The sequence below is a fragment of the Sphingomonas citri genome, from assembly GCF_019429485.1.
GTDB classification, from domain to species: Bacteria; Pseudomonadota; Alphaproteobacteria; order Sphingomonadales; family Sphingomonadaceae; genus Sphingomonas; species Sphingomonas citri.
The window spans coordinates 24,646-51,134 of sequence record NZ_JAHXZN010000012.1 but is presented as its reverse complement, the minus strand read 5'-3'; the positions used below and the strand labels follow the sequence as shown (position 1 = coordinate 51,134).

The 26,489-nt window shown below is 64.4% G+C and carries 32 protein-coding genes; 17 read left to right on the top strand and 15 right to left on the bottom strand.

The window, feature by feature from the left end:
- Positions 1 to 4 precede the first annotated feature (4 nt).
- From KZ820_RS19850 to KZ820_RS19840, 3 genes are all read right to left on the bottom strand, one after another.
- The gene (locus KZ820_RS19850) at positions 5 to 334 is read right to left on the bottom strand and encodes a hypothetical protein (protein ID WP_219750568.1); all 330 of its coding nucleotides are present in this window, start codon (positions 332 to 334) and stop codon (positions 5 to 7) included.
- Between the two features lie 179 nt (positions 335 to 513).
- Positions 514 to 1,068, bottom strand: coding sequence for a thermonuclease family protein (locus tag KZ820_RS19845; protein WP_219750567.1), 555 nt, complete (start codon positions 1,066 to 1,068; stop codon positions 514 to 516).
- Positions 1,069 to 1,106: 38 nt separating this feature from the next.
- On the bottom strand, positions 1,107 to 1,991 hold the full coding sequence (locus KZ820_RS19840; RefSeq protein ID WP_258048378.1) for a DUF7146 domain-containing protein: 885 nt from the start codon (positions 1,989 to 1,991) through the stop codon (positions 1,107 to 1,109).
- A 92-nt stretch (positions 1,992 to 2,083) separates the two neighbouring features.
- Between KZ820_RS19840 and KZ820_RS19835 the strand changes: the two genes are divergently transcribed.
- The 14 genes from KZ820_RS19835 (at position 2,084) to KZ820_RS19770 (ending at position 15,453) form a co-directional block, all read left to right on the top strand.
- Complete coding sequence (locus tag KZ820_RS19835; protein ID WP_219750566.1) at positions 2,084 to 2,371, top strand: hypothetical protein; 288 nt, start codon at positions 2,084 to 2,086, stop codon at positions 2,369 to 2,371.
- A gap of 497 nt (positions 2,372 to 2,868) precedes the next feature.
- Positions 2,869 to 3,558 (top strand): lytic transglycosylase domain-containing protein, encoded by a 690-nt coding sequence (locus tag KZ820_RS19830; RefSeq protein WP_219750565.1) that lies wholly within the window; start codon positions 2,869 to 2,871, stop codon positions 3,556 to 3,558.
- Complete coding sequence (locus KZ820_RS19825) at positions 3,555 to 3,920, top strand: TrbC/VirB2 family protein (RefSeq protein ID WP_258048377.1); 366 nt, start codon at positions 3,555 to 3,557, stop codon at positions 3,918 to 3,920. Before KZ820_RS19830 ends, KZ820_RS19825 begins: the two co-directional genes overlap by 4 nt.
- A gap of 63 nt (positions 3,921 to 3,983) precedes the next feature.
- Positions 3,984 to 4,328, top strand: a complete 345-nt coding sequence (locus KZ820_RS19820; RefSeq protein ID WP_239017055.1) for a VirB3 family type IV secretion system protein — start codon at positions 3,984 to 3,986, stop codon at positions 4,326 to 4,328.
- A 28-nt stretch (positions 4,329 to 4,356) separates the two neighbouring features.
- The gene (locus KZ820_RS19815) at positions 4,357 to 6,711 is read left to right on the top strand and encodes a VirB4 family type IV secretion/conjugal transfer ATPase (RefSeq protein ID WP_258048376.1); all 2,355 of its coding nucleotides are present in this window, start codon (positions 4,357 to 4,359) and stop codon (positions 6,709 to 6,711) included.
- 12 nt (positions 6,712 to 6,723) lie between these two features.
- On the top strand, positions 6,724 to 7,434 hold the full coding sequence (locus KZ820_RS19810) for a type IV secretion system protein (RefSeq protein WP_219750563.1): 711 nt from the start codon (positions 6,724 to 6,726) through the stop codon (positions 7,432 to 7,434).
- Entirely contained in the window at positions 7,434 to 7,748 is a 315-nt protein-coding gene (locus KZ820_RS19805) for a hypothetical protein (protein ID WP_219750562.1), read from the top strand. The genes KZ820_RS19810 and KZ820_RS19805 overlap by 1 nt, the downstream gene beginning before the upstream one ends.
- A 43-nt stretch (positions 7,749 to 7,791) precedes the next feature.
- Complete coding sequence (locus KZ820_RS19800) at positions 7,792 to 8,796, top strand: TrbL/VirB6 family protein (RefSeq protein ID WP_219750561.1); 1,005 nt, start codon at positions 7,792 to 7,794, stop codon at positions 8,794 to 8,796.
- Between the two features lie 389 nt (positions 8,797 to 9,185).
- A complete protein-coding gene (locus KZ820_RS19795; protein ID WP_133496555.1) occupies positions 9,186 to 9,878 on the top strand; it encodes a VirB8 family type IV secretion system protein in 693 nt (230 codons plus the stop codon).
- Positions 9,875 to 10,714, top strand: a complete 840-nt coding sequence (locus tag KZ820_RS19790) for a TrbG/VirB9 family P-type conjugative transfer protein (RefSeq protein ID WP_219750560.1) — start codon at positions 9,875 to 9,877, stop codon at positions 10,712 to 10,714. Before KZ820_RS19795 ends, KZ820_RS19790 begins: the two co-directional genes overlap by 4 nt.
- 1 nt (position 10,715) lies before the next feature.
- Positions 10,716 to 11,915, top strand: a complete 1,200-nt coding sequence (gene virB10, locus KZ820_RS19785) for a type IV secretion system protein VirB10 (protein ID WP_308462291.1) — start codon at positions 10,716 to 10,718, stop codon at positions 11,913 to 11,915.
- Complete coding sequence (gene virB11 / locus KZ820_RS19780) at positions 11,912 to 12,922, top strand: P-type DNA transfer ATPase VirB11 (protein ID WP_219750559.1); 1,011 nt, start codon at positions 11,912 to 11,914, stop codon at positions 12,920 to 12,922. The genes virB10 and virB11 overlap by 4 nt, the downstream gene beginning before the upstream one ends.
- Positions 12,912 to 14,714, top strand: a complete 1,803-nt coding sequence (locus KZ820_RS19775; RefSeq protein WP_258048381.1) for a type IV secretory system conjugative DNA transfer family protein — start codon at positions 12,912 to 12,914, stop codon at positions 14,712 to 14,714. Before virB11 ends, KZ820_RS19775 begins: the two co-directional genes overlap by 11 nt.
- Before the next feature lies 1 nt (position 14,715).
- Positions 14,716 to 15,453: an LPD7 domain-containing protein gene (locus tag KZ820_RS19770; RefSeq protein WP_219750557.1), complete on the top strand. Its 738-nt coding sequence runs from the start codon at positions 14,716 to 14,718 to the stop codon at positions 15,451 to 15,453.
- Positions 15,454 to 15,696: 243 nt separating this feature from the next.
- Here KZ820_RS19770 and KZ820_RS19765 read toward each other — a convergent pair whose 3' ends face one another.
- Genes KZ820_RS19765 through KZ820_RS19720 form a run of 10 tightly spaced genes read right to left on the bottom strand, consistent with a single transcriptional unit; the run spans position 15,697 to position 22,923 of the window.
- Positions 15,697 to 16,560, bottom strand: a complete 864-nt coding sequence (locus tag KZ820_RS19765) for an MBL fold metallo-hydrolase (protein ID WP_258048375.1) — start codon at positions 16,558 to 16,560, stop codon at positions 15,697 to 15,699.
- A 45-nt stretch (positions 16,561 to 16,605) separates the two neighbouring features.
- Entirely contained in the window at positions 16,606 to 17,247 is a 642-nt protein-coding gene (locus KZ820_RS19760) for a DsbA family protein (RefSeq protein ID WP_219750555.1), read from the bottom strand.
- A 2-nt stretch (positions 17,248 to 17,249) separates the two neighbouring features.
- Positions 17,250 to 17,876: a DsbA family protein gene (locus KZ820_RS19755; protein ID WP_219750554.1), complete on the bottom strand. Its 627-nt coding sequence runs from the start codon at positions 17,874 to 17,876 to the stop codon at positions 17,250 to 17,252.
- Positions 17,873 to 18,652: a TlpA disulfide reductase family protein gene (locus tag KZ820_RS19750; RefSeq protein ID WP_258048374.1), complete on the bottom strand. Its 780-nt coding sequence runs from the start codon at positions 18,650 to 18,652 to the stop codon at positions 17,873 to 17,875. The genes KZ820_RS19755 and KZ820_RS19750 overlap by 4 nt, the downstream gene beginning before the upstream one ends.
- A 29-nt stretch (positions 18,653 to 18,681) precedes the next feature.
- Complete coding sequence (locus KZ820_RS19745; protein ID WP_219750552.1) at positions 18,682 to 19,464, bottom strand: sulfite exporter TauE/SafE family protein; 783 nt, start codon at positions 19,462 to 19,464, stop codon at positions 18,682 to 18,684.
- Positions 19,461 to 20,693, bottom strand: a complete 1,233-nt coding sequence (locus KZ820_RS19740) for an NAD(P)/FAD-dependent oxidoreductase (RefSeq protein WP_219750551.1) — start codon at positions 20,691 to 20,693, stop codon at positions 19,461 to 19,463. Before KZ820_RS19740 ends, KZ820_RS19745 begins: the two co-directional genes overlap by 4 nt.
- The gene (locus KZ820_RS19735; RefSeq protein WP_219750550.1) at positions 20,690 to 21,124 is read right to left on the bottom strand and encodes a protein tyrosine phosphatase family protein; all 435 of its coding nucleotides are present in this window, start codon (positions 21,122 to 21,124) and stop codon (positions 20,690 to 20,692) included. The genes KZ820_RS19740 and KZ820_RS19735 overlap by 4 nt, the downstream gene beginning before the upstream one ends.
- 19 nt (positions 21,125 to 21,143) lie before the next feature.
- A complete protein-coding gene (locus KZ820_RS19730) occupies positions 21,144 to 21,569 on the bottom strand; it encodes a DUF6691 family protein (RefSeq protein WP_219750575.1) in 426 nt (141 codons plus the stop codon).
- The gene (locus KZ820_RS19725; RefSeq protein WP_219750549.1) at positions 21,569 to 22,006 is read right to left on the bottom strand and encodes a YeeE/YedE family protein; all 438 of its coding nucleotides are present in this window, start codon (positions 22,004 to 22,006) and stop codon (positions 21,569 to 21,571) included. Before KZ820_RS19725 ends, KZ820_RS19730 begins: the two co-directional genes overlap by 1 nt.
- On the bottom strand, positions 22,006 to 22,923 hold the full coding sequence (locus tag KZ820_RS19720; protein WP_219750548.1) for an MBL fold metallo-hydrolase: 918 nt from the start codon (positions 22,921 to 22,923) through the stop codon (positions 22,006 to 22,008). Before KZ820_RS19720 ends, KZ820_RS19725 begins: the two co-directional genes overlap by 1 nt.
- An 84-nt stretch (positions 22,924 to 23,007) precedes the next feature.
- On the opposite strand from KZ820_RS19720, the gene KZ820_RS19715 reads away from it, so the two are divergent.
- From KZ820_RS19715 to KZ820_RS19705, 3 genes are read left to right on the top strand one after another with little or no spacing between them, the layout of a single operon-like run.
- Positions 23,008 to 23,631, top strand: a complete 624-nt coding sequence (locus KZ820_RS19715) for a peroxiredoxin (RefSeq protein ID WP_219750547.1) — start codon at positions 23,008 to 23,010, stop codon at positions 23,629 to 23,631.
- Entirely contained in the window at positions 23,628 to 24,038 is a 411-nt protein-coding gene (locus KZ820_RS19710; RefSeq protein ID WP_219750546.1) for an ArsR/SmtB family transcription factor, read from the top strand. The genes KZ820_RS19715 and KZ820_RS19710 overlap by 4 nt, the downstream gene beginning before the upstream one ends.
- A gap of 28 nt (positions 24,039 to 24,066) precedes the next feature.
- Positions 24,067 to 24,612 carry a DsrE family protein gene (locus KZ820_RS19705; protein ID WP_444547593.1) on the top strand — a complete coding sequence of 182 codons (546 nt, stop codon included), beginning with the start codon at positions 24,067 to 24,069 and terminating at the stop codon, positions 24,610 to 24,612.
- Between the two features lie 49 nt (positions 24,613 to 24,661).
- Here KZ820_RS19705 and KZ820_RS19700 read toward each other — a convergent pair whose 3' ends face one another.
- Positions 24,662 to 25,768 carry a relaxase/mobilization nuclease domain-containing protein gene (locus KZ820_RS19700; protein WP_219750545.1) on the bottom strand — a complete coding sequence of 369 codons (1,107 nt, stop codon included), beginning with the start codon at positions 25,766 to 25,768 and terminating at the stop codon, positions 24,662 to 24,664.
- Positions 25,768 to 26,292, bottom strand: a complete 525-nt coding sequence (locus KZ820_RS19695) for a hypothetical protein (RefSeq protein WP_219750544.1) — start codon at positions 26,290 to 26,292, stop codon at positions 25,768 to 25,770. Before KZ820_RS19695 ends, KZ820_RS19700 begins: the two co-directional genes overlap by 1 nt.
- Between the last annotated feature and the right edge of the window lie 197 nt (positions 26,293 to 26,489).

Sequence of the window (26,489 nt, the reverse complement as noted above, 5' to 3'; positions counted from 1 at the left end):
TCCGCTAGAACCATCGCCCCTGAAGGAGCGCGCCGAACTCGAGGGCGAGGCTTACGGTGCCGGCGACCAGCGCGGTGAGCGCGAACAGCGCAAGCCGCGCCGGGATGCCAGGGCGCTGTTTGCCGGTGTCGGTGATGGCGATGCCGGCCCCGATCGCGAACGCGAGTATCAGCGCCGGCCCCAGCTCGTAGAGGACCAGGCCGGGGAGGCGGTTGGGGAGCAGGTAGGGAAAATTGCGGATGACGCGACCGGCCAGGACGGCGCCGATAACAAGGGATAGCGCCAAGCCCCAGCGGCCGATCAGGACCGCGGCGGGAGAACCGCGCTCAAGCATTGGAGCGGCTTCTTGACCCAGCAACGCCCGCCCGCAAGGGCGATCCATTGCAGCCTAGCTGATCGTGACCGTATGGGCGGAAACCCGCTCGCAGGGTTCCGCGGAAACCCGCTCGCAGGGTTCCGCGGAGCGCCGCGATAGCGGCGCGGAGTAGAGCGCGGGCCGAAGGCTGGCCCGACTTACTTGATCGTCGCTACGCTGCATCCTTGCGGCACCTGTGCCCTGCGAACGGCAAGTCGACGCATCGCCTCATAGTCGACGCCCCAAAGTCCTGCCCTTCTCGCTGCGGCTTTCTGCATCAAATCGACATAGGCGCCGCCTGAAAACACCCGGTAGTCGACGGCATAGCCCTGAGCGACCATTGTTGCTCCGACACTCGCCTTGTTCGCGGGAAAGCGACATGCCAGATTCAAGCGGCCATAGCTTCTAGGATCGGTCCGGCACTGGTTCTCCCGACGAAGCGCGTAGTCGAACATCGACACGGAACAGTCCATCCCACCGTCTCGCGTCGCCAGCCTCCGCAACACGTCGGTCGAAATGGCCTTGAGCTGCGGCACGTCATCATCCGGCGCATCGATCCCGACGATACGCACCCGCCCGTTGGCAAAATCGACGGTATCTCCATCAATAATTCTCGGCATCGCGGACGAAAGCCGCGTTTTCGAAACATCGATCAACGACTGTCTGTTCTGCGAGATTGCGTAGCTCGCGACGATCAGGAACGTCGCGCCCATCGTCCATCGCTGGAACCGCGTCGCTCCCGGAAACAGCTTCATAGCGAACGGATTTCGCGCAGGAGGTCGTTCCAGTCGCCAGAATGGGGCGGCGACTTGACGACGAGCTGGCGGCCGTTGGCCGTCAGGTGCGGGATAGCGCGCTCGATAGCGCGCGCCGCCTCGTTCCCATGCTGGCTGTAGATGACGACGGTGTGGACGCTCTCCGGGATCGCTACTGCCTGATACCGCTCGATCCCGAGGACGGGCCACACGGAGCGTCCAGGCTCGAGCATGTTCATCACGCTCGCGGCGTCCTCGACGCCTTCGGCGAGGCGAAGGATGCCGTCGAGCGGGGTGCCGCCCCAGCGGACAGCGCCGACCCCGGGATTGCCGAGCATCCGCTTTGGCTCGTCCATGTCGGCCTTCCGGCGACCGTCCGGCGCCAGGAAGGTCCGATGGATGGCGACAACGCCGGCGTCCTCCTCGATCGGCACGATCAGCGCCGGCGCGAACGCCTTGGCGGCGCCGGCACCGCATTGGCAACGGGGATCAAAGCGCGCGTTGATGCCGTCAGGGATGATCGAGCGGCCCTCACGCAGATAGCGATCGGCGAGGGTGCCGGCGAAGGGTTCGGCGTGGCGCCAGACCGCGAGCGCGAGCTTGTTGAGGTCGGCCTTGCCCTCTTGGCGCAGGCCCGGATCGTGATCTGCGGGCGCGAGGATCTTGCCAGAGCGCAGCGCCGACATGATCGCATCGGCTGTGCAGCCTGCGAAGCAATGGAAGAGAACGGCGCGCTCGCCGACACGGATTGACAGGCTGGCCTTGCCATCGGCGTGCGCGGGGCAACGACACATGGCAGATGCCCCGTGCCATTTCCCGCCGAGCTGGCGGACGATGCGGTCTGCCTGTTCCTCGATCGTGGCAGTCTGACGTTGGGCCATCTATGACACCCCCGGTGCAGGACGCTTACAGGCTATCGGGGGAAGCCGCAAAGCACCAGCGAAAAGCGCATGAATCACGATGGGGGAACAGGGTGGAATTGGATCTGCTGCTTGAACGCGAATTGACGACGCTGCGTCCGCCCGGCGGCACGATTACCGACGTCCATGTATGTCAGCGTGACTGCGGCAGGTGGCATATCAACGTCCGCGTAAGCTGGCGTGGTACAGCGCTGTTTCACGTCGGCCTCTACGATAAGAAGCGGATTCGCCTGTATAAAAAGGCCGCATCGGCCATTCGGCATATTGTCTTGGGCTACGGATATGAGGACGTGATCCACGTCCACCCCTGGCCCGGGCTGAAGGACCAGACGACTTTTTAGCACGATAGAATGTTGCCCCCGAAGTGAACCGATTGTCACTTTCGGGCTAGGCAATCGCGCGAAGGCGATTTAGCTTGTTCTCACTCAAGGAGTGAAAACATGGCAAATCGCTTGTTTTCGTATCTGGCAGTTGCAGGTCTCGCCTCGGCCTCGATGGCGTCGGCTCCCGCTCGTGCCGCCGACTCAACTTGGGCCTGCGAAGTGCTGCTCTGCGCGAGCAATCCCGGCGGATGGATGCAGTTCGCGGAATGCGTACCGCCGATCCGCAAGCTCATCTCCCACCTCGCGGTGGGCGGAGGCTTCCCCACATGCAGCGCCGGCGGGGTCCGGAAAGCTGACCACACGAAGCCTAGGAACGGGCGCCAAGGCTACGTCGTGATGACAATGACCGATGGCACCCGAACCCGCTACACGGTGCCGACCAGCGCACAGGTCGCGCAGGCAGAGACCACGGCACAGCCGGGCTCGCCTCTCGGCTCAAGTAGTACGGAGCGGTAATGACGCTCCCCGCCGCGGTCATCATGGGTCTCGCGGCGCAATGCGCACCTAGTGTGGCACCCGCGACAATCGCGGCGATTGTGCAAACAGAAAGCCGGGGTTTCGAGCTGGCGGTCGGGGTCAACGGCATCGCCCGCCAGCCCGCGCCTGCGTCGAGCGTGGCGCAGGCGGTCCAGACCGCCCGTTACTATGTCGGCAAGGGCTATTCGGTCGATCTCGGGCTCGGGCAGATCAACTCCCGGAACATGAAGGCCCTCGGCCTCACCTGGGACAACGTCTTCGATCCCTGCACCAACATCGCTGCGGCAGGGGCGGTGCTGTCCGGCAATTACCGGAGCGTGCGCGCGGGGCTCCATCCCCAGCGCGCGCTCCGCATTGCCCTGTCCATGTATAACACCGGGTCGCAGTCGCGTGGCTTCTCCAACGGCTATGTCGGGAAGGTCGTCGGCAATGCCGGCGTCTCCGACGGCATCCGGCCCGTCGCCGTGCGAGTGAGCGCGTTCACCGGCGCAACAGATACCGGCGAGGGGACGAGCGCGGCTGCGCAGCTCGCCGCGCTGGTCGAGGAAAACACGTCCGCTGCGGGGCAGCGACAAGCTGCGCCATCCCCACCGCCGCCATCGTGGGACGTGTTCGCGAGGGCGGAATATGAGCGAGCGCGGCTCGCCGGAGAAGGAGAAAACCGATGAATCTCGCATCTTTCGGTGGGCCGGCGCTTGCCCTCCGAGCCCGTGTCACCAGCCATGTCGACGCGATGACTCCGCGTCAGCGCAAGGTTTCGCGGGTGCTGTCGATGTTCAGCCTGGTGGCATTGACGTCGCTGCTGTCGGCCGAACCGGCGTTCGCGCAAACCAATCTGGAGAGCTTCGGCAACGCGGTCCTCGGGCTGCTGAGCAACGGCCTCCTGCGCATCGTGGCTATCCTCGCGCTGATCGCAGCCGGCTTCGGGTGGCTGACGGGTCGGGTCAACACCGGCGCGCTCGTCACCGTCATCATCGGCATCGCGATCATCTTCTCGGCGCCGTGGATCGTCGATCAGCTCCAGGGCTGATCCTTATGGAAGCGGGGCGTCCCCCACGCTCCGCTTCCGCCTGTGTTTCGTGGAGTGCGTAGCGTGGACGAAGAACGGGAAGTGATGGCGCGCAACACGCTGTTCCTGGCGGTGACGCGGCCGGCGCTGTTCGCGGGCATCCCGATTGAAGCGGCCGTGGTGATCCTGCTGGCCTCGGTCATCACCCTGATCGGCACGACGAACCCCATCTATGGCCTGGTCGTCGCCGCGGTGATGTTCGGCATCTCGCGTCTGGTGGTGCGGCACGACGTCAACGCCTTCCGCCTGATTTTCCTGTGGGGCCGCACCAAGGCCGCCAACCGCAACCGCGTCTTCTGGGGTGGATCGAGTTACACGCCGCTCCCCCTGAAGGGCATCAAGCGAAAGGGGTTCGGCCGCAATGGCTAGGGTCAACCACCTCTCCGAACAGGTGCCGATGAAGGTCGCGCTCAAGGAGGTGATGCCGACCAGGTTCCTGCCGTATGCGCGGCACGTCACCGACGAAGTGGTGATGCTCGATTCCGGCGCGATCATGCTGACGTTCGAGCTGCAGGGCCGGGCTTTCGAGACAGCCGACGTGCGCGACCTGAACGACTGGCACGCGAAGCTCAACGGGATGCTGCGCAACCTGCACGACGATCGCCTGTCGATCTGGACGCACCTCGTCCGCGCGCGGGTCGAGCAATATCCGGGCGGCAACTTCCGTTCCCGCTTCGCGCGGGATCTCGATGCCGCCTACTTCGCGCGGATGAACAGGGAGCGGATGTTCATCAACCGCTTCTTCGTGACGCTGGTGCTGCGCCCGTCCGTCCACGGCGCCGACAAGCTCGTCCAGCTTTTTAAGAACAAGGCGAGGGCGGGAGCTGAGGCCGATGCGATCGACGCCGACCTGCTGGAGGCGCTGGAGGACAAAGCGCGCGATTTCGAAAAGCTGATGGATCGCTGCTCGCCGCGTCGGCTGGCGATCTACGGGCATAACGGCCTCAAGTTCTCGGAGACGATGGAGGTCGCAGAAATTGTGATGACGGGCCGGCACCGCCGCGTTCCGATCATCCGGGGGCACCTCGGCAGCGCCCTCTATCGCCAGCGCGTCGTGTTCGGCGGGGAGACGGTCGAGGTCCGCGACGCCGATCGCAGCTTCTTCGGCGGCATCTTCGGTATCCGGGAGTATCCGGCGACCACCACCCCGACGCAATTCCAATCGCTGCTGGCGGTCGATTTCGCGTTCGTGCTGACGCAATCCTTCACCTTCCTCGGCCGCGCTGCTGCATCGGAGCGGTTCCGGCTGCGGCAAAAGCAGATGGAGAACGCGGACGATCGGGCCGTCAGTCAGATGCTCGATCTCGTCGACGCGGCGGACGATCTCATGTCCAACCGCTTCGTCCTAGGCGATCATCATTTCACGCTCGCGGTCTATTCGGAAGGCCTCAAGGGGCTGCGCGACAATATGTCGATCGCGCGAGCTGCGCTCGCCGATACCGGCATGGTCGCGGCGCGTGAGGGCGCGGCGCTGGAAGCGGCCTATTGGAGCCAGCTCGTCGGCAATTTCGCATGGCGGGCAAGGCCGGCGCCGATCACGTCGCTCAATTTTGCGGCGTTCTCGCCTTTCCATACGTATCCCGCCGGCCTCGCTACCGGCAACCATTGGGGCGATGCGATCGCGCTGATGAAGACCAGCGCGCGCAGCCCCTATTTCTTCAGCTTTCACAAGCGCGACATAGGCCACACGCTGATCGTCGGCCCGACCGGGGGCGGCAAGACGGTCATCGTCAATTTCCTGATGGCGCAGGCCGAGAAGACGGGCGCGCGCCAGATATTCATCGACAAGGACCGCGGCGCGCAGATCTTCGTGCTGGCCTCGGGCGGCACCTACCTGACGCTCGAGAATGGCAAGCCGACCGGCTTTGCGCCGCTCAAGGCGCTGGAGAACAAGCCGGAGGATCGGGCCTGGCTGTCGCTGTGGGTCCGCCAGCTCGTCCGCACCGAAAGCCGCCCGATCACGGTCCAGGAAGAGCGGATGATCGATGAGGGGATCGCCGCGGTGATGCGGCTCCCGCGCGAGCATCGTTCGCTCGACGCGCTGCGCACGATGCTCGGGATGGCGGACGCAGGCGGCATCGGTGCCCGTCTCGAAAAGTGGACCTCGCGGGGGTCGATGGGCTGGGTGTTCGACAACGCGGCGGACGAGATGACGCTCGATGCCCGGTTCCTCGGGTTCGACATGACGGATTTCCTCGACAACGCCGACGTCCGCACGCCGTTGATGCTCTACCTGTTCCACCGGATCGACAAGCTGCTGACCGGCGAGCGGACGATCATCGCCGTCGACGAGTTCTGGAAGGCGCTCGGCGACGATGCGTTCCGGAGCTTCGCGCAGGACGGCTTGAAGACATACCGGAAGCGCAACGCGATGATGGTGTTCGCCACGCAGTCGCCGGCTGACGCGCTCAAGAGCGACATTGCGCACTCGATCCTCGAACAGGTCGCGACCCAGGTGATGCTTCCCAACCCCAAGGGATCACGCCGCGACTATGTGGAGGGCTTCTCCCTCACCGACGCGGAGTATCAGCTCATCCGCGAGGAATTGTCGCCGGAGTCGCGCAAGTTCCTCGTGAAGCAGGGCCATGACAGCGTCGTGGTCGAGCTGGACCTGACCGGCCTCGATAACGAGCTGGCGGTGCTGTCGGGTCGCGCCGAGACGACGCCGATCGCCGTCCAGGTCGCGGCCGAGTTCGGCCCCGATCCCGCCAACTGGCTCCCGGTATTCCACCAACGTCGTCGTCCAAGCTGAAGGAGAAGGGACATGCGTAGAATGAAGGCAATCGCACTCGCGCTGTCAGGATCAGCGCTCATGCTGGCCGGCTCGGCGCACGCACAGGGCATCCCGGTCCACGACGTCAGCTCGATCCTCCAGCAGATCGAGCAGGTGCGGCAGGGCGTTCAGGTGATCCAGCAGGGCGCCGCGCAGATTCAGGAAGCGCAGAAGCTCTACCAAGACCTCAACAAGATGACGGACATTGGCAACGTCGCCCAGCAGCTCAAGAACGACGTGCTGCGCACCAGCAACGTGTCGTCCAGCTCGCTGGACGGCTACACCAATGGCGATCTGAACGTCGTCGGCGGCCTGCGAGGCAAGGCGAACGACGTCTATCAAGACCTCATCGGGCGCGGCTCGCAAAACATGACTGCCGACCAGCGCGCCGCCTATGAGCAAGGCTCGCGCGAGGCGGCGGTAACGACGGGGCTCGCCAGCAACGTCGGCGACGCGGTGACGAGCCGGCGCCAGGGACTCGAAGAGCTGCGCAGCCGCCTCGCCAGCGCCAACTCGGCTGCGGAGCGCGCCGATATGTCGGCGCGGCTCCAGCTCGAACAGGCGCAGATGATGAACGATCAGATGGCCCTACAGGCGATCGAGCTTCAGCGCCGCGCGAAGGCCGAAGCTGACTACCAGCGATATGTCGCCATGCAGCAATCGGATCGCGCCAGCTTCAAAGCTGGAATGGGGATCGATTGATGCTGCGCACCACCCGAGCCGCAATCTTCAGCTTGGCGATCGTTGCGCTCGCTTCCTGCTCGCCATCGGAGCGCCAGCAAACCGGGGATGATCTCCGGTCTGACATGCCGCTCCGGGACGCCACCTATTACACGCAGCATGAACAAGATCGCGTGGGAATGGCCGGCGTCTGCGAGAAGTGGAAAGCGTCACAACGCCCGCCGTCAAGCTGGCCCTCTGTTGTCGTGAACAACTGCAACAACGTGGATACGGCCAATCAACTCATCCAATCGAAGAAGGATCGAGACGAGTTCAAGAAGGGCATGGGTATTTAAGTCTGCGGCTCCCCGCCAGTATTGGACTTAGAGGATAGGTAGAATGGGCAATCTTTTCCAGTCAATGTTCACCTACCTCAACGACGCCTTGGCCGCGATCATCGCTGTCTATGCCGGCGTCGTGGGCTGGATTTCCGGGCCGCTTCGCGTCGGGGTGACGATCTACATTATCCTCCTCGGCTTCGCGATCCTGCGCGGGGCGGTCGAGTATCCGTTCCGGGAGTTCGTCTATCGCGGGATGAAGCTGGCTGCGCTCGTGTTCGCCGTCACGACGCTCTATGGCGCCTCGGTCAGTCTGTTCGCGATGAACGGTCTGCCGCGAGACGTAGCGCAAGCCTTAGGCGGGTCGGACGTCACCGGCCTTGGCGATTTCTTCGATCAGATCGTGAGAGGCGCGTCCACGACTGTCGCGAAAATTACGGAGATACAGGACGCTAGGACTGCCGCGGCTGGCAAGAACCTTGTCGGGCTCCCGAACAACATCGTCGAGATATTCTTTACAGGCATCTACTGCCTCGTGCTGATGGTGATGGCGATCCTGTCGGCTGCCCTCGGCTTCACCATCTGCGCGTTTGCGTTGTTCGCCTTGGCCCTGCTCGCGGCCGTGGGGCCGATCTTTGTCGCTGCGCTCTTGTTCGATTCCACTCGCGCCTTCTTCTTCGCATGGCTGGGCTCCGCGATCAGCTACCTCATGCTTGTCGCGTTCGCGCTATTGTTGACGATCTTCATCCGGAACACGGGTGAAGACTTTATGAGCCAAGCCTTCGCTGGCGACACAAACATCGCCGTCATCGCGATCCGCGCTATCGCGTTTTACGTCTTGGGGTTCTTCTTCTTCCTCCAGATTCCGGGCCTTGCCGCTGGGCTGGGTGGTGGCGGTGCATCGCTCGCGACGCAGTTTGCGAACGCCTCCACCGGCAACGTCGTCCCCAACGCAGGTCGCGCCTTGTCCTCCGCTCCGGGGAGCATCGCCAGCTTGCCGATGAGGCTTGGGCGATCCTCCCGCGCGGCGCGAGGGGGTGGCGGCTCTCTCTACAACAACAGCTAATCGGAGACCCGGCATGAAGCTCGGCTCGGCCTTGGCCTTTCTCGCCCTCGCGGCCCTTACACCCCCGGTCCCGGCGCTCGCGGCGAAGGATGAAAGGCTGCCCCGCTGCAATGGCCGCCAGAAGCGGCTCGCCAATCCCTACGGGACGGTTTTGCCATCGATCCCGTCGCGGACCGCTCCGACCGCCGCTGTGACGCCTCCGGAGGTGGGTGTGCCACGTGGCACACCTCAATCCGCCCCGACGCCGGCGACGAACCTGTTTCCGCCCGAGGATGCGGCGCCAGGGCCGCAAGGGGCAAACACGTCGAGCAAGGTGCCGGCTATCGGCGCGCTCCATCCAAGCGCCGGCCCGACCGCGGCGCTCCCAACCACATATGCGAGCTGCTGAAATGGCTATCGGCGTGAAGGACAAAGACGAGGATCTGAAGGCATATTTCGCGGAAGCGGAAAGCTGGGATCGCGATCGCTTCGTCGCTGCCGTCCGGTCGCGGCGCATCGCCTGGATCGTCGCGGCCGTTGCGATTGTGTTCGCCGCCATCTGCGCAGCCGCGGTGCTGGCGCTCTCACCGCTCAAGACGGTCGTTCCCTACGTCGTAACAGTCGACCGCTCGACGGGCGCCACGGAAGTCACCCAGGAGCTGCGCGGCGATAAGACGATCACCTATGACGAGGCGATCCGTAAGTATTTCCTCGCCGACTACGTGCGCGCCCGCGAGGGGTGGATTCCTCAAGCGCGCGAGGAGTTCTTCCGCAAGGTGCTGGCCCTGTCGGCGCGGGAAGAACAGAACCGTTGGACGGCCTTCTACAAGAAGGACAATCCGGACTCCCCGCAAAACCAGTTCACCGCCAACGACGCGGTGTTCGTGGCGATCCGCTCCGTCGCCTTCATCTCGCCGAACGTGGCGCAAGTCCGCTTCATCAAGCGGCTCCAGCGCGATCAGCAGATAATCGAGACGCCGGCCATCGCCACCATCACTTTTGACGTGCTGTCGAAGCCGGAGACGGAATCCGGCCGATACGCCAATCCGCTCGGGTTTCAGGTGAAGACATACCGGGCCGACGTGGAGGTTCCGACACGATGAAGACGATCCTGCTCCTGGCTGCGGCGATCGGCGCCGTGTCGGCAGCGCCGGCCCTGGCGCAGACCCCCTCCGCACGCGGTCCCGATGCCCGTATCCGGGAGGTCAATTATACCGATGGCAACGTGATCCAGATCCGGAGCGCGTTCCGCACCGCGACGCAGATCGAGTTCGCCCCCGGCGAGGTCATCAAGTTCGTAGCGATGGGCGACACGGTGTCGTGGGAGGTCGCGCCAGCTGACAATTCGCTGTTCGTGAAGCCCCGCGAGCGTGCCGGCGCGACGAACCTGATCGTCGTGACGGATTTCCAAGGTACCAAGCGCAATTATACCTTCGAGCTGTCGACGGTTGCGACGGCACGCTCGCCGGGCACCTTCTTCAAGGTGCGGCTCCGCTATCCAGAATACGAGGCGGCGCAGGCGCGGTTGGCGCAGCAACGCGCGCAGCTCGCTGCGGCGCTGACCGCGCAGAACGGCGCGATCAAGGCGGCGCTGGATATTGGCGTTCTCGAAGGAACGCGGAACCTCAACTACAAGGTCCAAGGATCGACCGACCTGCAACCGTCCGAGGTCAGCGACAACGGGCAATTCACCGTCATGCGCTTCCCGAACCAGCGCGAGATACCTGCGGTCTTCACCGTCAATCCCGATGGTAGCGAGGCCACGGCCTCGTTCGACGTCCGCGACGAGTTCGTGGTCGTCCACGGCGTCTACAAGGAAATGCGCCTGCGCCGGGGGAAGGTGGTGCTGTGCATCTATAACGAGAGCCCGAGCTTCTACGGCCGCGATCCCAAGACGGACACGGCATCGGAAGCGGTCGAGCGCACGACGGAGAACTGACGTGTCCGACAAGAGATTCGACGTCGATGCGACGCCCGACGTGAACGAAATCGACCGCACCCCGGCGGCCGATCGCCCGAGCAGGATGCCGGCACTCAATGCCGTCCAGTGGGACAACAAGAAGATGATCGTGGTCGCGGCCCTGGCCGCCGCGATCCTGTTTGGTGTTCTGTCGCTGTTCGCGGGCTCGGGGAGCAACAACAAAGCCCTCGAAGCGAGGAAGGCGCCGCCTCCGGCTGTGGAAGCACCATACGATCCTAATTCGGTCATCGCGCCCACGCTCGCTACCGCACCTCGCGATCCCAACGCGCCTGTGCAGCTCACTGGCGAGCAAGTGCCGGCGATCGGCCCGGACGGTCAGCCGATTACGCCCTACGGGACAGCAGGAGGGCAGCAGCAAAGCCGCGGCGTCAGCGAGGCGGAGCGGCGTGCCAACGAAGCCCGCGAGCTGCGCGACAATGCGCGGCGATCGACGCTCATCGCCTATAATGGTGACCAGGGCGTCAGGCGCGCCCTCGGCGACGTCGCCGGCGCCGATGCCGGCGATGGTCAAGGCGACGGGCAAAGTGCCCCGACGCGGACAAACCTCGACAACCTGAAACAAACCTCGACGATCGGCACCGCCACGGCGCGCATGATCGGCGACCGCAACTACCTCGTCACCGCCGGCGCGATCCTCCCCTGTACGCTCCAGACCGCGATGGACAGCACCGTGCCGGGCTATGCGACCTGCATCATCCCTCGGGACGTGTATTCCGACAACGGCCGCGTCGTGCTGCTCGAGAAAGGCACCCGCGTCTTCGGTGAGTATCAGGGCGGGTTGCAGCGCGGGCAAAATCGCTTGTTCGCGATGTGGACGCGGGCCGTCACGCCCCGCGGCGTCGCGATCGATATTGGTTCGCCGGCCTCGGATCCGCTCGGCCGCGCCGGCGTCACCGGCAAGATCGATCGGTTCTTCTGGCAGCGTTTCGGCGCTGCGATGCTGTTCAGCGTCCTTGACGCAGGCGGTCAAATCGCGGGCCAGGCCGTGAGTCCGCAAGGGTCGACGGTGTTCCGCACCCCCGGCGATACCACGTCGCAAGTCCTGCAAGACACGCAAAACATCCGCCCGATCGTGCGCGTGAACCAAGGGACCGAGCTGGCGATCACCGTCGCCAAGGATTTCGATTTCTCGCAAGTCTATGGGCTGGGGCTCAAATGAATGCCCCGTTTCGCAACACCGCGATCCTCGATCACGCTGTTCGGCCGCTGCGCCAGTATCTCGATGACGACGGTGTAACCGAAGTCGTCATCAACGAACCGTGGATCGTCGGCGTCGAGCGGCATGGTGGTTGGACCTGGGAGCGCGAGGATGATCTGACGCTCGACGCACTCAACCAACTGGCGCGCGCTGCGGCCGCCTTCACGTCGCAGGACGTCACGCGCGAGAATCCGATCTGCTCGACGATCTTCCCGACCGGCGAGCGCGTCCAGCTCGTGCTTCCGCCCGTGGTGCCCGACGGCACCGTGTCGATCACGGTTCGCAAGCCGTCGACAAAGACGATGACGATGGCGGATTTCGAGGCGAGCGGGCTGTTCGCGGAAACGAAGGTCGCCACGAAGCGGGTCAGCCCGGTCGAGGAACGCCTGCTCGGCCTCCTCAATACCGGGAAGCACGTCGAGTTTTTCGAGCTGGCGGTGCGCAGCCGGCTCAACATCCTGATCTCCGGCGCCACGGGCTCGGGCAAGACGACGTTCTCGAAGGGGCTTATCAAGCTGATCCCGGAGAATGAGCGGCTGCTGACGATCGAGGACACGCGCGAGCTGGTGGTGCCTCACAAGAACGTCGTCCATATGATCTACAGCAAGGACGGCACCGGCACCGCCAAGGTGACGGCGAAGGAGCTGCTGGAAAGCGCGCTGCGCATGAGGCCCGATCGCATCCTGCTCCAGGAGCTGCGCGACGGCACGGCGTTCTTCTACCTGCGCAACGTCAACAGCGGCCATCCCGGATCGATCACCACGATACACGCGGACTCGGCCGAGCTGGCGTTTGAGCAACTAACGCTGCTGGTGAAGGAAAGCGAGGGCGGCGCGGACCTGGCCCGCGACGACATACGCGCGCTGCTCAAAATTCTCGTCGACGTCGTGGTTCAGATGAAGAAGGTCGACGGCAAGTTCCGGATGACCGAGATCTACTATGACCCGGCCGGGCGCCATGCCGCCTAAACGGGGCACCATCCTTGCGCTCGGCATCCCGGTCGGGATCGTCGTCGCGTTCCTCATCGCCTCGGTCGTCGCGTGGATTTACCTGGGCCTCCCCAGCGCGAAGTTCGACATTTTCAAGATGCCGGCGTTCTTCTGGTACTACCGGCATGATCCGGTGGTGCTGAAGGCGCTCGCCGGGGGTGCCCTGGTCGGCATCATCATCGCCAGCCTCATGCTGTGGTGGGTCGCCAAGCAGAAGCCGCCTCTCCACGGCGCTGCGCGCTTCGCGAAGGAAGGCGAAATCCGCCATGCCGGCTTTCGCGCCGACGACGGCATTGTTCTCGGGAAGAAGGGCGGCAAGTTCCTTACCTTCGGGGGAAGCGAACATTGCATTGTCGAGGCCCCTACCCGCTCGGGCAAGGGCGTCGGCATCGTCATTCCAAACCTCCTGTCATGGCAGGAATCGGTCGTCGTCCTCGATGTGAAGCGCGAGAATTGGGACACGACGGCGGGCTTTCGCAAAAAATACGGGCAGGCGGTTTACCTGTTCAACCCGACCGACCCGGAGGGGCGGACCGCCCGCTACAACCCGCTCGGCTATATCGATCGCACCGACCCCGATCAGGTGGTGATCGAGCTGCAAAAGATCGCAACGATGCTGTTCGTGCCTCCCGAACGTGGGGAGCCGTTCTGGACGGACTCAGCGCGGACCGCGTTCGTCGGCGTCGGCGCATATCTCGCGGTCGCCGATCATCCCTTCACCATCGGCTCGATCTATCGGCTGATGACGACGGGCGACACACGCGGGTTCTTCAAGCGCGTCCTCGACGATCGCTCGCTCGATCTGTCGCAAGGGTGCCGGAACGCGCTCGCGGATTTCACATCGGGCGCAGATAATACGTTCGCCGGCATCGTCCAGACCGTCACGTCGAAGCTGAGCCTGTGGCTTAACCCGCGCGTCGACGCGGCGACGGAAGAGTCCGACTTCGATCTGCGCGAGCTGCGCAGCAAGCGCATGTCGATCTATCTCGGTGTGTCGCCCGACGAGCTGGATCGGGTCGCGCCGCTCTACAACCTTCTGTTCCAGCAGCTCGTCGACCTGAATGTGCGCGATCTGCCCGACACGGCGACGCCGCTGAAGATCCTCGTCATCCTTGACGAGTTCGCGCGCATCGGGCGGGCGCAGGTGATCGCCAGCGCCTTCTCCTACGTCGCCGGCTACGGCATCCGCCTCCTGCCCGTCATTCAGTCCCGATCGCAGCTTCGGGCGGTCTATGGCGAGCACGTCGCCAACGAGATCGTTGCCAACTGCGGCGTCGAGGTCGCGTTCACGCCCAAGGAGCTGCGTGTGGCGAACGAGCTATCCGAGCGGATCGGCTACATCGGACAGGAGTCCGTCACCAAGTCTCTGACGATACACGGCGTCCTGGCGAACCGCTCCAAGTCCATGTCGGACCAGCGCCGCGCCCTCCTGCTCCCGCAAGAGCTGATGCAGTTTCCCGACAGCGAATTGCTACTCCTCCGGGGCGGCATCCCGCCGATCCACGGCGAGAAGATACGCTACTTTGCGGACGGGCTATTCCGTGCCCGCGTCGAGCCGGCGCCGGAAGTCCCCCCAATCCCGCGCACGTTGCGCGACGACGAAGACCTGCCCGACTGCGCGATGCCGACATTCGACCAGCTCACGGACCCTGACCCGTTCGCGTTCGCGATGGATTGCGTCGTCACCCAGGATCATCCCGACATGCTCATAGACGTGGCGGCCGAGCAACGCGGCAACGAGGTCGTTGGTGTAATCGAACAGGAGCGATGACATGGCTGAGAACGCCGAAGCTGCCGGCGCCGGCAAAGAGAGTGAGGGTCGGCGCCGGCGACCGATGGAAGTTCCCGCCGAGCTGGACTCCCGGTTTCTGCGGGTCGGCGACAAGCTCTATCGCAGCGCCCACGACAAGCAGCCCGTCGCGACCATCACGCCCGATCGCATCAAGGCGAAGGACCGGGAGTCCCTCCCAGACCTGATCCGGCTTGCGAAGGAAAATGGGTGGACCGCGATCAAGGTCAGTGGCGATTCCGAGTTCCAGCGAGCGGCCTACCTCGCCGCCTCCGCGCAGGGCATCAAGGTCGATGGCTATAAGCCCGACGACAAGACGAAGGCCGCGGCCGAGCGCGAGCAAGCGCGTCAGGGAGGCGTTCCCGACAACCAGGCGCGATCGACGCGGACCGCCAACCAGGCCCGGGACACGCGGGAACAGGCCGAGCCGCGCACCGATCTAGCCGAGCGGTTTCGCCGGCAATCGGACGTCCAGAACGCCAAAGACCCCGAGCTGCGCAAGGCGCAAAGCCACGTCGCGCTTGCGATGGCGGTCGCGGCCGAACGCTTCCCCAACGATCACGAGAAGCGGCGCGAGTTCGTGGCGGAACGCAAGGAAGACGTCGCAGCGCGGCTCGGCCGCGGCGAGGCCGTCGCCGGCATTGAGGTCAAGGCGAAGCAGGATCAGCGCGTGCGCGAGATGGCGCAGGATCAGATCTTGCAGAAGTCGCGCTCACGATAATCCGCCTCCGCTTGCCCCTTCCTGCCGGCGAGGCAAAGGTGTGCCACGTGGCACACCTTTGCCGTTTCCGCGGCTCAACCGGGCCGATTTGAGAATGAGCAATCGGGAACAAGTTTTGGAAAAACGGACCGTCAGACGACTGCCAATGCGATCGGCGTAGCCAAATTCCCATGATTGGTTCCCAATCGGGAACGAGGCTCAGATAAGCTCCCGCTGAGCAGCACGCTTGCGCGGTGAACAAGCCTATTTGAGGGGACCGAAACGGTTGAGAGGCACCTTGAGGAACGCCGTTCCGCACACCTCCGCATCCGGGAGCCGGCCGCCACGAATGTTCACCTGAAGCGCAGCGAGCATCAGGTCGGGTAGTGGCAGCGATGCGTCGCGCTTCTCGCGGGTTGCGACGAACTCCGCCTCGTCGATCCCATCGTGCACATGAATGTTGTCACGCCGCTGTTCGGCGACAGTCGAGCGGCCGATCACCTCGCGGTCGTCCTTGCCATAGTCATGCCCGACATAGGTGGCGGTTTCGGGCGAGAGGTCGAGGATCGCGCGGATCGAGCGCCAAAGTGCGTGCGCGTCACCGCCGGGGAAATCCGCCCGGCTCGTGCCGCTGTCGGGCACCATCAGCGTATCGTGAACGAACGCCGCGTCACCCACGACATAGGTGATCGAGGCGAGCGTGTGGCCAGGCGACAGCATGACGTGCGCGTCGAGTGAGCCGATCCTAAACTGCTCGCCATCGGCGAACAGGTGATCCCACTGGCTGCCATCGACGGGCAAATCGGGCAGGCAATAGATGTCCTGCCAGAGCTTCTGCACCTCCACGACCTTGGCACCGATCGCGGTTTTGCCACCCGTCTTCTCCGCAAGGTACGGGGCGGCCGAGAAGTGATCGGCATGGGGATGGGTATCGAGAACCCATTCCACCGTAAGCCCCTTCGCGCGGACATATTCGAGGATCAGATCGGCATTGTCGGTAGCAGTCGCACCGGCGCGCGGATCGAAGTCTAGGACCGGGTCGATGATCGCGGCGGCCTTCGTGGTGTCATCGACCACGACATACTGGAAGCTGCCGGTGCGCTCGTCGTGGAGCGACGCGACCGTCATGCCCTTGTGATTATACTCGATCATGTTTCGTATCCTCTCGCATCGTCAGCTTTCGGTCCGCGCACGCGCGAACAATCGTTCGAAGTCGGCGGTGTCGATCGCCCCCATCACCAGCATGCGTCCGGCAAGATAACCTGGGGTGCCGGCCAACCCGATCGAATAAGCTTCCTGTCCGTTCGCCCTCAGGCGTGCCGCGACAGCGTCAGCATTGGTGACAAGCCAGGTTGTCGCGCGCAGCCAGTCGCCGCCGGCGCGCATCACGACGTCGCGCAGCATGTCGTCATCGATCGTACGGCTGTCCGTCATCAATGCGCGGTGCACGGCCGGGTAAATCCCTTGCTCGGCGCACGCGATCGCAACGCTTGCGGCACGTTCGGAGGGCGGGCCGAAGATCGGCCAGTCCTTGTAGATGACGCGCACCTTGCCGTCGCGTTGCACAGCCTCTTCCAGAGCGGGAAACCCATGACGGCAGGCCGGACAACGATAGTCGGTGAACACGGCGAGCCGGAGCGTCGCATCGGCAGGCCCGTCCTCCGGCGAGCCATTGCCGGCCAGGATCAGGTCAGCGGTCGGACCGACGTCACGGCCGATCGGGGCAGTACGCCGCAGAACCTGCCCGACTGCCCAACCACCCACGACCACCGCGCCCAGTCCGGCAAGCTGTCTCCGATTGAGCGGCCCAGGCATGGTCAGCGCACCGCAGGCTTGTTGCGCGCTTCCGCGACGAGACGACGCAACGTCGGCAGATCGACGGCCCCGGCGACAACCTGTGAGCCGACGATCAGCGCTGGCGTACCGTTGAAACCAATTGCGCGGGCGATGCCATCGGTGCGCGCGAGCAGCGCGTCGATTTCAGCGCCGCGCGTTTTCAAATCCCGTTGCAGACGGGGCCAGTCGACCTTGGCCTTGGCAGCGGCTGCCTTGATGCCGGCGCTGTCGAGCCGCGCCGACGAGGCCAGCAGCGCTCCATGAAAGGTGGCATGCCTGCCCTGCCACTGGCTCGCGACGGCCGCGCGCGACGCCTCACGCGAGGCAGGTCCGAAAATCGGCCAATCCCGATATACGATCCGCACCTTCGGGTCGGAGCGAAGCAGGTAGTTCAGCACCGGCTCCATGCGACGGCAATAGGGGCAGTTATAGTCGAAGAACTCGACCACCGTGACATCGTAGGTCTTGCCCGCGCGCTTGGGGGCTACGGGATCATCGACGACTGCCTTGCGCGACAGATCGGGCTGCTGCGCGAAAACCGGCGTGATAGGCGCGGCGAAGGCAAGCGCAGCCAAGAGGCCACGCGACATCAGATTGCGGCGGTTCATCGGTGTTTCCTTGCTAGATCGATTCCATCGGCGAGAGCGGCGCGTGACAACTCGCCGAGCTGGAGCTGCACGATCGTGCCGTCCGCCGCGACGAAGGCAGTTGCGGGATAGCCGGCTACCTTCAGGGCTTGGGAAAGCCCGCGATCGGGGTCGAGCGCGACGTGCCCCGCACCGATACCTTCACGGTTGAGGAAGCCGCTGACGACCGCTGGAGCCTCACCCTGATCGGCGAGAAGGATCGGGACCTCGCCGGTCCGCGATGCAACTGCATCGAGCATCGGCAGCTCACGCCGGCACGGACCGCACCAGGTCGCCCACAGGTTGACCACGAAAGGACGGCCGCGGAAACGATCGAGCGGAAGCCGAGCGCCAGACGGGGTCGTCAGATTGAGATGATAGGGAAACGGGCCGTAGGTCACGGGCGGGATCAGCGCCTGAAGCGCAAACCAGAGGCCGCCCGCTACAGCCAATGCTCCCCAACCTGCCGCCAACGCGCGTGTGCGGCCAAGCCGGATCGCCAGCAGCGCCGCAGCGCCGAGAAGTCCTGCAACGGAGGAAAAGCCGCCCTGCCACACGGCGAAGATGGACAACGGAGCGTCGGCATAGCTCGACCAATGCGCTGCAACGTAACCGATCCGGGCCGTGACCAGCCCAGCGACAATGGCGCTGGTGGCAACTGCCGACACGCGAGGGAAGCGGAACCGCCCGGCCAGTGTCGTCAGCCCGAGGAAGACGACGATGCACAGCACGGCAAGCCCGCGATCGACGGCCAGCATCAGCGGCCCGATTGCGATTGCACTATCCATCAGAGAAAAGCGCTTGCGCTCTTCCAGAGCATATAGGCCGCTACCACGAAGATGAGGACGGCAAAGACCGTGGTGAGCGTACCGCCCGTGCCGAGGCGCTTCGCGATGCGCGTGCCGACCAGGCCACCGACAACCCCACCGCCGATGAATGCGAACGCGAGCGGCCAGTCCACCAGACCGGAAAATGCATAGTTGGCGGCCGTCGTCAGCCCGAACGCAGTGACGGAGATCAATGAGGTGCCGACAGCGTTCAAAATTGGCATGCCTGTCGACCCGATCAGGCCGGGGACGATCAGAAAGCCCCCGCCTATGCCGAAGAAGCCCGAGAACAGGCCGGTGCCGAGGCCGTAGCCCAGCACCTTCGGTGCCTTCTCGCGGTTGCACTCCGCCCCCGGGTTGCCCGTGTCACCGCGCCCGCGCAGCATCAGGACGCCGACGACGACCATGACCAGCGCGAACAGGAAGAGGAGCTTGCCGCCATCGACCGCCTTGCCCGCAGTGGAGCCGAACAGGGCACCGATGACGCCAGCGGTCGCGTACATGCCGCCGCAGCGCCATTTGACGGTATGCGCCTTCGCATGGCCGATCAGCCCTGTCGCGGCGTTCGCGGCGACCGCGAACGCGCTCGTGCCAATGGCAAGGTGCGCGTCCGGCACGCGCACCAGATAGACCATGAGCGGGACGGCGAGGATCGAGCCGCCCCCGCCGACAAGGCCGAGGGTGAAGCCCACCAAGCTACCGGACAGCGCACCCAACAGATACTGGATCGGTTCGAGGGTCATGCCGCCTTGCCGATCTCATGCGGGGCCGCCATCCACTCGTGGCCTTTCAGCATGCCCTGCCAATAGATCGGAGGCAGCATGCGCTCCTTCAGGAACCAGGCAGCCCGCGTCGGGCGTGTTCCGTCCAGCAGCCACGACGGAAAGCTGGGGAGCAGTTTCCCGCCATAGCCGAACTCGGCGAGGACGATCTTGCCGCGCTCCACGGTGAGCGGGCACGACCCGTAGCCGTCATAGTCGGCAACAGGGGGCTTACCTTCGAGCGCGGCGAGCGCGTTGACCGCTACCACGGGTGCCTGCTTGCGGGCTGCCGCAGCCGTCTTCGCATTACTGGTGCCAGCGGCATCGCCCAGGCCGAAGACATTGTCGTACCGCTTGTGCCGCAACGTCGCCTCATCGACCTCAACAAAGCCGTTTGTCGCCGCGAGCGGACTTTTGGCGATGACGTCGTGGGAAACCTGAGGCGGCACGACGTGGAGCATGTCGAACTCGCGCTCGATCCGCTCGCTGATGCCGTCCTGCTTGCGCTCGAACGTGGCGACACCCCGATCGGCGTCGACCGCGACAAGGTTGGACTCGAGTTTGAGGTCGATCCCGTACTTCTCGACATATTCCATCAGCGCCGGGACGTAGGTCGCGACGCCGAACAGCGCCGCGCCGGCGTTGTGAAACTCGACATTGATTGCGGGGAGGACACCGCGCTCGCGCCAGATATCGCAGGAGAGATACATCGCCTTTTGCGGCGCGCCGGCGCATTTGATCGGCATCGGCGGCTGCGAGAACAGCGCACGCCCCTGCTGCAATTCTTGGACAAGTCGGTAGGTGTAGGGCGCCAAATCGTAGCGATAATTGGACGTGACACCATTGCGGCCCAACGCCTCAGGAAGCCCGGCGATTTTCTCCCACGCTAGGCGCAGGCCGGGAGCGACGATCAGGACCCGGTAGGCGATCGTATCCCCGTCGCCCAAGGTAACAGCTTGTCGAACGGGATCGATGTTGATCGCAGGCAGCCGTATCCATTCGACGCCCTTCGGCATCACATCGGCTTCGGCCTTGCGGGTCTGTTCGGGGGTGAAAACGCCAGCCCCGACCAATGTCCAACCGGGCTGGTAATAATGGTCCCGGGCCGCATCGACGACAGCAATCGTCACCTTGGCGTTGCGCTTCAGGATGCTTGCAGCCGTAGCGATGCCAGCGGCTCCGCCTCCGATGATGACGATGTCGTAGGTCATTTGCCGGTCCTTTCGGACCGGCGGGTAATCGCTGGCTTCAGATCGGCGAGGTCGTATCCGGCTGCCTTCGCCTGACCGATGATCGTTGCGGGATTAGCCTGATCTGCTTCCGCCAGCGCCCATAGGGTAGCCGCCCGCGTACCGCTTCGACAGAAGCCGAGCGTCGGACCTGGCAGCGCAGACAGCGCTTCCTTCATCCGGTCCGCATCGGCATCGGTCGCCTTGCCCGGCTCGATCGGGACATGCGCGAATGCGAGGCCATGTTCCTCTGCCATCCGGGCCATATCCCGCGCGCTTGGCTGCCCCGGTTCCTCGCCGTCAGGTCGGCTCGAAACGATCGAGCGGTATCCCGCCTGTGCGGCAGCAGCGACGTCATCCCGGGTGAGCTGGGGAGCAGCCGAGAAGGACGATGTGATCTTCTTGAAGGCCATGTGACGTCTCCTGTCCCGTTCAGGCCGAACGGCGTGGGGTGAGTGCGAAGCGGTGGATGGCAGCGCCCAGCGCCATTGCGGCGATGAAGAGCAGCGCGGGTGCAGGCTGGATTGCCAGCGTGGCGATGGCGGGTCCCGGGCAGAGGCCGACAAGGCCCCAGCCTATGCCGAACAAGGCGGCACCGCCGATGAGGCGTGCGTCGATCGGCGAAGTGGCTGGCGTATGGAATTGCTCCGCGATGATCGGCGTGGAGCGCCGACGCACGATGAGCCAGGCTATCGCCATCGGCAGGATCGCCCCGGCCATGACGAAGGCAAGGGTCGGGTCCCAAGCACCGGCGACGTCGAGAAAGGCTCGGACCCGCGCAGGATCGATCATGCCGGAAACGGCGAGGCCCGCGCCAAACAGCGTACCGCTGACGAGCGAAAGGATACCTTGGCGCATCATAGTGCCACCCCCGCCAGACGCATGAGTGTGACGGTCAAGATACCGGTCGCCATGAACGTGCCTGTCGCGACGATAGACCGCGGCGACAGACGCGACAGGCCGCAGACGCCGTGGCCGCTGGTGCATCCCGCGCCGAGCCGCGTGCCGATCCCGACGATCAGACCGGCGACGGCGATCAGCCCAAGCGACGTCGGGAAGCGTGCCTCCACATCCAGATTTGCCGCCGCCAGGGCCGCGCCCAGGGGCAGCCCCGCCGTGAACAGAAGTGCAATCATCCACGGCGCGCCTCCTTCGGAAAGACCGAGGACACGCGCGAACATGCCGCTAACTCCGGCAATTCGACCGTTGCCCAGCAACATGATCGCAGCAGCGACACCGATCATCAGTCCGCCGATGAAGCCGGCAAGCGGCATGGCATGAGGAAATCCGGGCATCACAGCGCATCCAGTGGGATCTTGAGGTAGCGGGTGCCGTTCGCTTCCGGTTCCGGCAGATGGCCGCCGCGCATATTCACCTGAACCGATGGCAGGATGAGCTTGGGCATCGACAGGGTGGCGTCACGACTGGTGCGCATCGCGACGAAGTCGTCTTCGTCCACGCCCTCATGGACATGGACGTTGCCGACGCGCTGCGCGCCGACAGTCGTTTCCCAGACATACTGGTCGCGACCCGCCGCCTTGTAGTCGTGGCAAAGGAACAGCCGCGTCTCGTCTGGCAATTGCATCAGTCGGCGGATCGAGCGGTAGAGCTGGCGCGCATCACCGCCGGGGAAGTCCGCGCGCGCCGTGCCGTAATCCGGCATGAAGAGGGTATCGCCGGTGAAGACCGCGTCGCCGATGACATAGGCCAAGTCGGCCGGGGTATGCCCCGGCACATGTAGCGCGATGGCCTCGATATCGCCGATCGCAAAGCGGTCGCCGTCGTCGAACAGCCGGTCGAATTCGGAGCCGTCGCGTTCGAAGTCGGTGCCGGCGTTGAAAATCTTGCCGAAGACGTTCTGCACACGGATGATCTCGCGACCGATCGCGAGCTGACCGCCCAGCTCCTTTTGCAGGTAGGGTGCCGCAGACAGATGATCGGCATGGGCGTGGGTTTCGAGCAGCCAGTCAACCGTGAGGCCGTTGCCTCTTACATAAGCGATGACCGCGTCCGCCGATGCCGTCCTGGTGCGGCCTGCCGCAGCGTCGAAATCCAGGACGCTGTCGACGATCGCCGCTTTCCGAGTGGCTGCATCCCAGACGACGTAGGTCGCGGTGTTGGTCGGCTCATCAAAGAAGGAATGAACGATCGGCGACCCTGCCGCCTTCGCTCGTTCGATTTGCGCAATTGCGTCGTTCAAAGCCGATTCCATGACCGCCTCCGTTTATTGATTTCACACTTTATGTAGTAGTGTAATTCACTTGCGTCAACGGGCTGCCCGTGCCATCTGGAAGACATGGAAACGATGGATGCAGACGCGCCGCGCTCGTTGCGCATCGGGGACGCGGCCCCGAATTTCACTGCCCGCACGACGCAGGGCGAAATGTCGCTCGATCAATATCGTGGTCGCTGGGTCGTGTTCTTCTCGCATCCGGCCGATTTCACGCCGGTCTGCACCAGCGAATTCGTGGCGTTGGCAAAGGCTGCACCGCAGTTCGAAGAGCTGGATTGCGTCTTGCTCGGGTTGTCGGTCGACAGCCTGTATTCGCATGTCGCCTGGTTGCGCGCGATCAAGGACGTCTTCGGCGCAGAGGTGCCCTTCCCGGTCGTAGAAGACCCATCGATGGCTGTGGGATACGCCTATGGCATGCTCGACGAGCAGGCTGGCGATGCCTCAGCCGTCCGCGCAACCTACTTCATTAATCCCGAGGGCATCATTCGTGCGCTCAGCTGGTATCCCATGAACGTCGGGCGATCGGTCGACGAGATGCTCCGCACGGTGAGGGCATTGCAGCGGTCAGCCAATGGTGATGTCTATACGCCGGCCGACTGGCAGCCGGGTGACGATGTCCTGCTACCGCCTGCCTTGCCGGGCAGCGCTGGTGCCGACTGGTTTCATCAGCTGAAGGCCGATCGATGACGGCGATCCATCAATCCCGTGCGATCGCTGATGCGGCAGTCGAAAAGCTGCGCGTGTTTGCTCAACCCCAGCGCCTCATGATCCTGTCCTACCTGCTCGGCGGCGAGCGTCAGGTCGCAGATATCGAGGCTGCTACCGGCGTGACCCAACCGGCGCTCAGCCAGCAGCTTGCCGAGCTGCGTCGCGCCGAGCTGGTGAAGACAAGACGCGAGGCCAAGCAGGTCCATTACCGGCTTGCCGATGACGCGGCTGCGCTTTGCGTGCGCACGCTCGAAGCAATGTTCGGTGCCGACGATATAGCCGGGGAGCAAGCAGCGCCCGCTCCCCGTCCGGCGCGACCGCGTGGGGGGATGGCTGTTGCGCGGCCGCAAAACATTGGCGCGGCCGTGTTTGCGAGGATCGGGTAATCATTCCGGTTGTGGAAGGAAAAATTGGATGCGGCTTCCCACTTTCGCGATCGCAGGATGCTTGGCCGTCATGAGTAGCGCCGTGTCAGCGGACGTCACGACTCAACAACCGGTGATCGCCGGATATGGCAAGGTCACGCCGGTAGAAGGCGCGGCGGAGCGGCCGGACCGATCCCTGCGATATCGCGTGCTGTTCAACGTGACGAAGGCGGCGGCATCCCCTGACAAGGTCAATCCTTCGCTCGAGAAGGTCGCACGCTTCCTGAACTTGCTTGGCGCGGATGGCGTGCGGCCGGCACGGGGAGATGTGGTCGTGATCGTCCACGGTCCGGCAACGCTGATTGTCGCCGACGATGCGGCATATGCGACGAAGACCGGCGCTGCCGCGAACCCCAATCTTGCCCTGGTAGCGGCGCTGAAGCGCGCAGGCGTGTCCGTTCGAGTGTGCAGCCAGGCTCTGATCGGGAACGGCATCGCTCCGGCGACAGTCGATAAGACTGTCGAAATTGATGTGTCGGCTCTAACTACGATGGCGACATTGCAAATACGTGGTTGGGCGCTGATCCCAGACTGATCACCGTACATCGTCCCAAAAAATCACAATCGGAAAAAGGGTCCAGTCACTACCGCCTGCGGCTTGGCAGCGGGGGTGTGCCACGTGGCACACCCTGATCTGGCGACGGGCGGGTTTGGCTCCGCTCCTGCGCCTCTCGGACGCGGGTTTCCGCCTCGCGCAACATCCGATCGGGCACCGTCTCGATGCTCCCGCGCTCCTGTATGAATTGGCGCACGTCGCGAGCCAGCTTGCGGTCCTCGCGATCGGCGCTGCGATCGAGCCGTTCGGCCGCGGCCTTATAGCGCTGCTTGGTGTCCTGCCACCGCTGGCGCGTCTTTGACACGAAAGCGGGCTGCTGTGCCTTGCCAAGCGCCACCTGCATGGCCTCGCGCGCCTGCCGTAGATCGGCCTCGGTCGGCTGACGAGAAGCGCCGCTGCGTATCCGCGCGCGCAACTGCGTCAGTGCCATGCTGGTGCCAGCCCTCCCCTGACCCCGCGTGTAACGCGGCGTCGCCTCGGCCTCGACGCCGCGGCTGCGCAACGCCTCGGCGAACGCCTCGCGGAAGCGAAACAGATCCTCGCGCCTTGGATCGAACCGCTTGCGGTCGACTCCTTCGGCTTGGACCGTGAGGTGAACATGGGGTCGGGGCGTGTCGGTGTGGAGCGCCATCAGGTAATCGTGATTGTCGCCGATCATGCGTTCGGCCGCCTCGCGGACGGCTTGTTTCACCGTCTCGGGATCGGTTCCCGCCGGCATCGAGAATACCATTGCCACGGCCGAGACGGTCGTGCCCTGCCGCCAATAGAGCGGGTCCGACCATTCGTCGGCGATCCGCTGCGCGTCTTCCTTCGTCGCGACCTGCTCCCCGTCACGCGTCTTGAGAGGAATGTTACCGTGGCGGCCGATGTAATCGAGATGGGCGGCAAGATGCTTGGCACCCTTCTTTCGACCCGTCACCTTGACCAGCACCTCGGGTGTGCGCCGCACGACACGCGCGAGCGTAGCTCGGGCACCCCCTTCCCCATGCGACGTCGCCGGCGTCCGCGCAGCGAACGGTCCGGTGCCGCTGACGAGGTGCCGCGCGTATTTCAAATTGGGATCGCTGACGAGGCGTGGCTTGAAGCTGGGCTTCATCGCCTCCCAAAGCTCGTCCTCGCGGTCCCCGAACGGCATCAGTCGGCGACCTCCCAAAAGGCGGTTTCCCCGCGCAGCACGGTCGCCAGCGCCTCGATCTGCTCGTTGATCTCATCGCGCATGTCCGCGATGCGACGCAGCTCGCGATCGATCTGCAAGCCGCTGTCCGCCATCATTGCGGCGTTGCCGGCCTTCATCGCCTGATTGAGGTTCCGGCCGATGCGCTGGAGCTGCATCCGGATCGGCGCAACGGCGTCGCGAAGCCCATCGTCGACGCCGGCCTTCAAGGCGATGTGCCGGCGCACCAGCGCCTTGATCCATCCGGCTCGATCAATACCCCGCTCGGCCGCGCGATGATCGAGGACGGCTGTTTCGACGTCCGTGAAGGTCAGTGACACGCGATTGCCCGCGCTGTCGGCACGGGGTGCAATCCGGGGAGCGTCGGCCACGTGCTTCAACGATTGCTGGAGCACGGTGCGGAGGAGCGCGCTGCGCCCTCCCCTGCCCTCGGCCACGGCGTCGAAAGCGGCAAGCAGCTCGCGATCGACGCGCGCCGTCAACATCGCTGAATCTTTGGTGGGGGATGTAGGCTGCGACGCTAACGACATGGCCGTGGAAGGGTAATGTAATACAGAAAACGCAGCAACACCTATCCTGCCATAAAACATCCCCCACCAAAATCAGCCTTCAAGTGTGCCACATGGCACACCCAATCCACCTGCAGGAGAAGAGGTCGCGGAAGGAAGGATTGGCCCTGCGC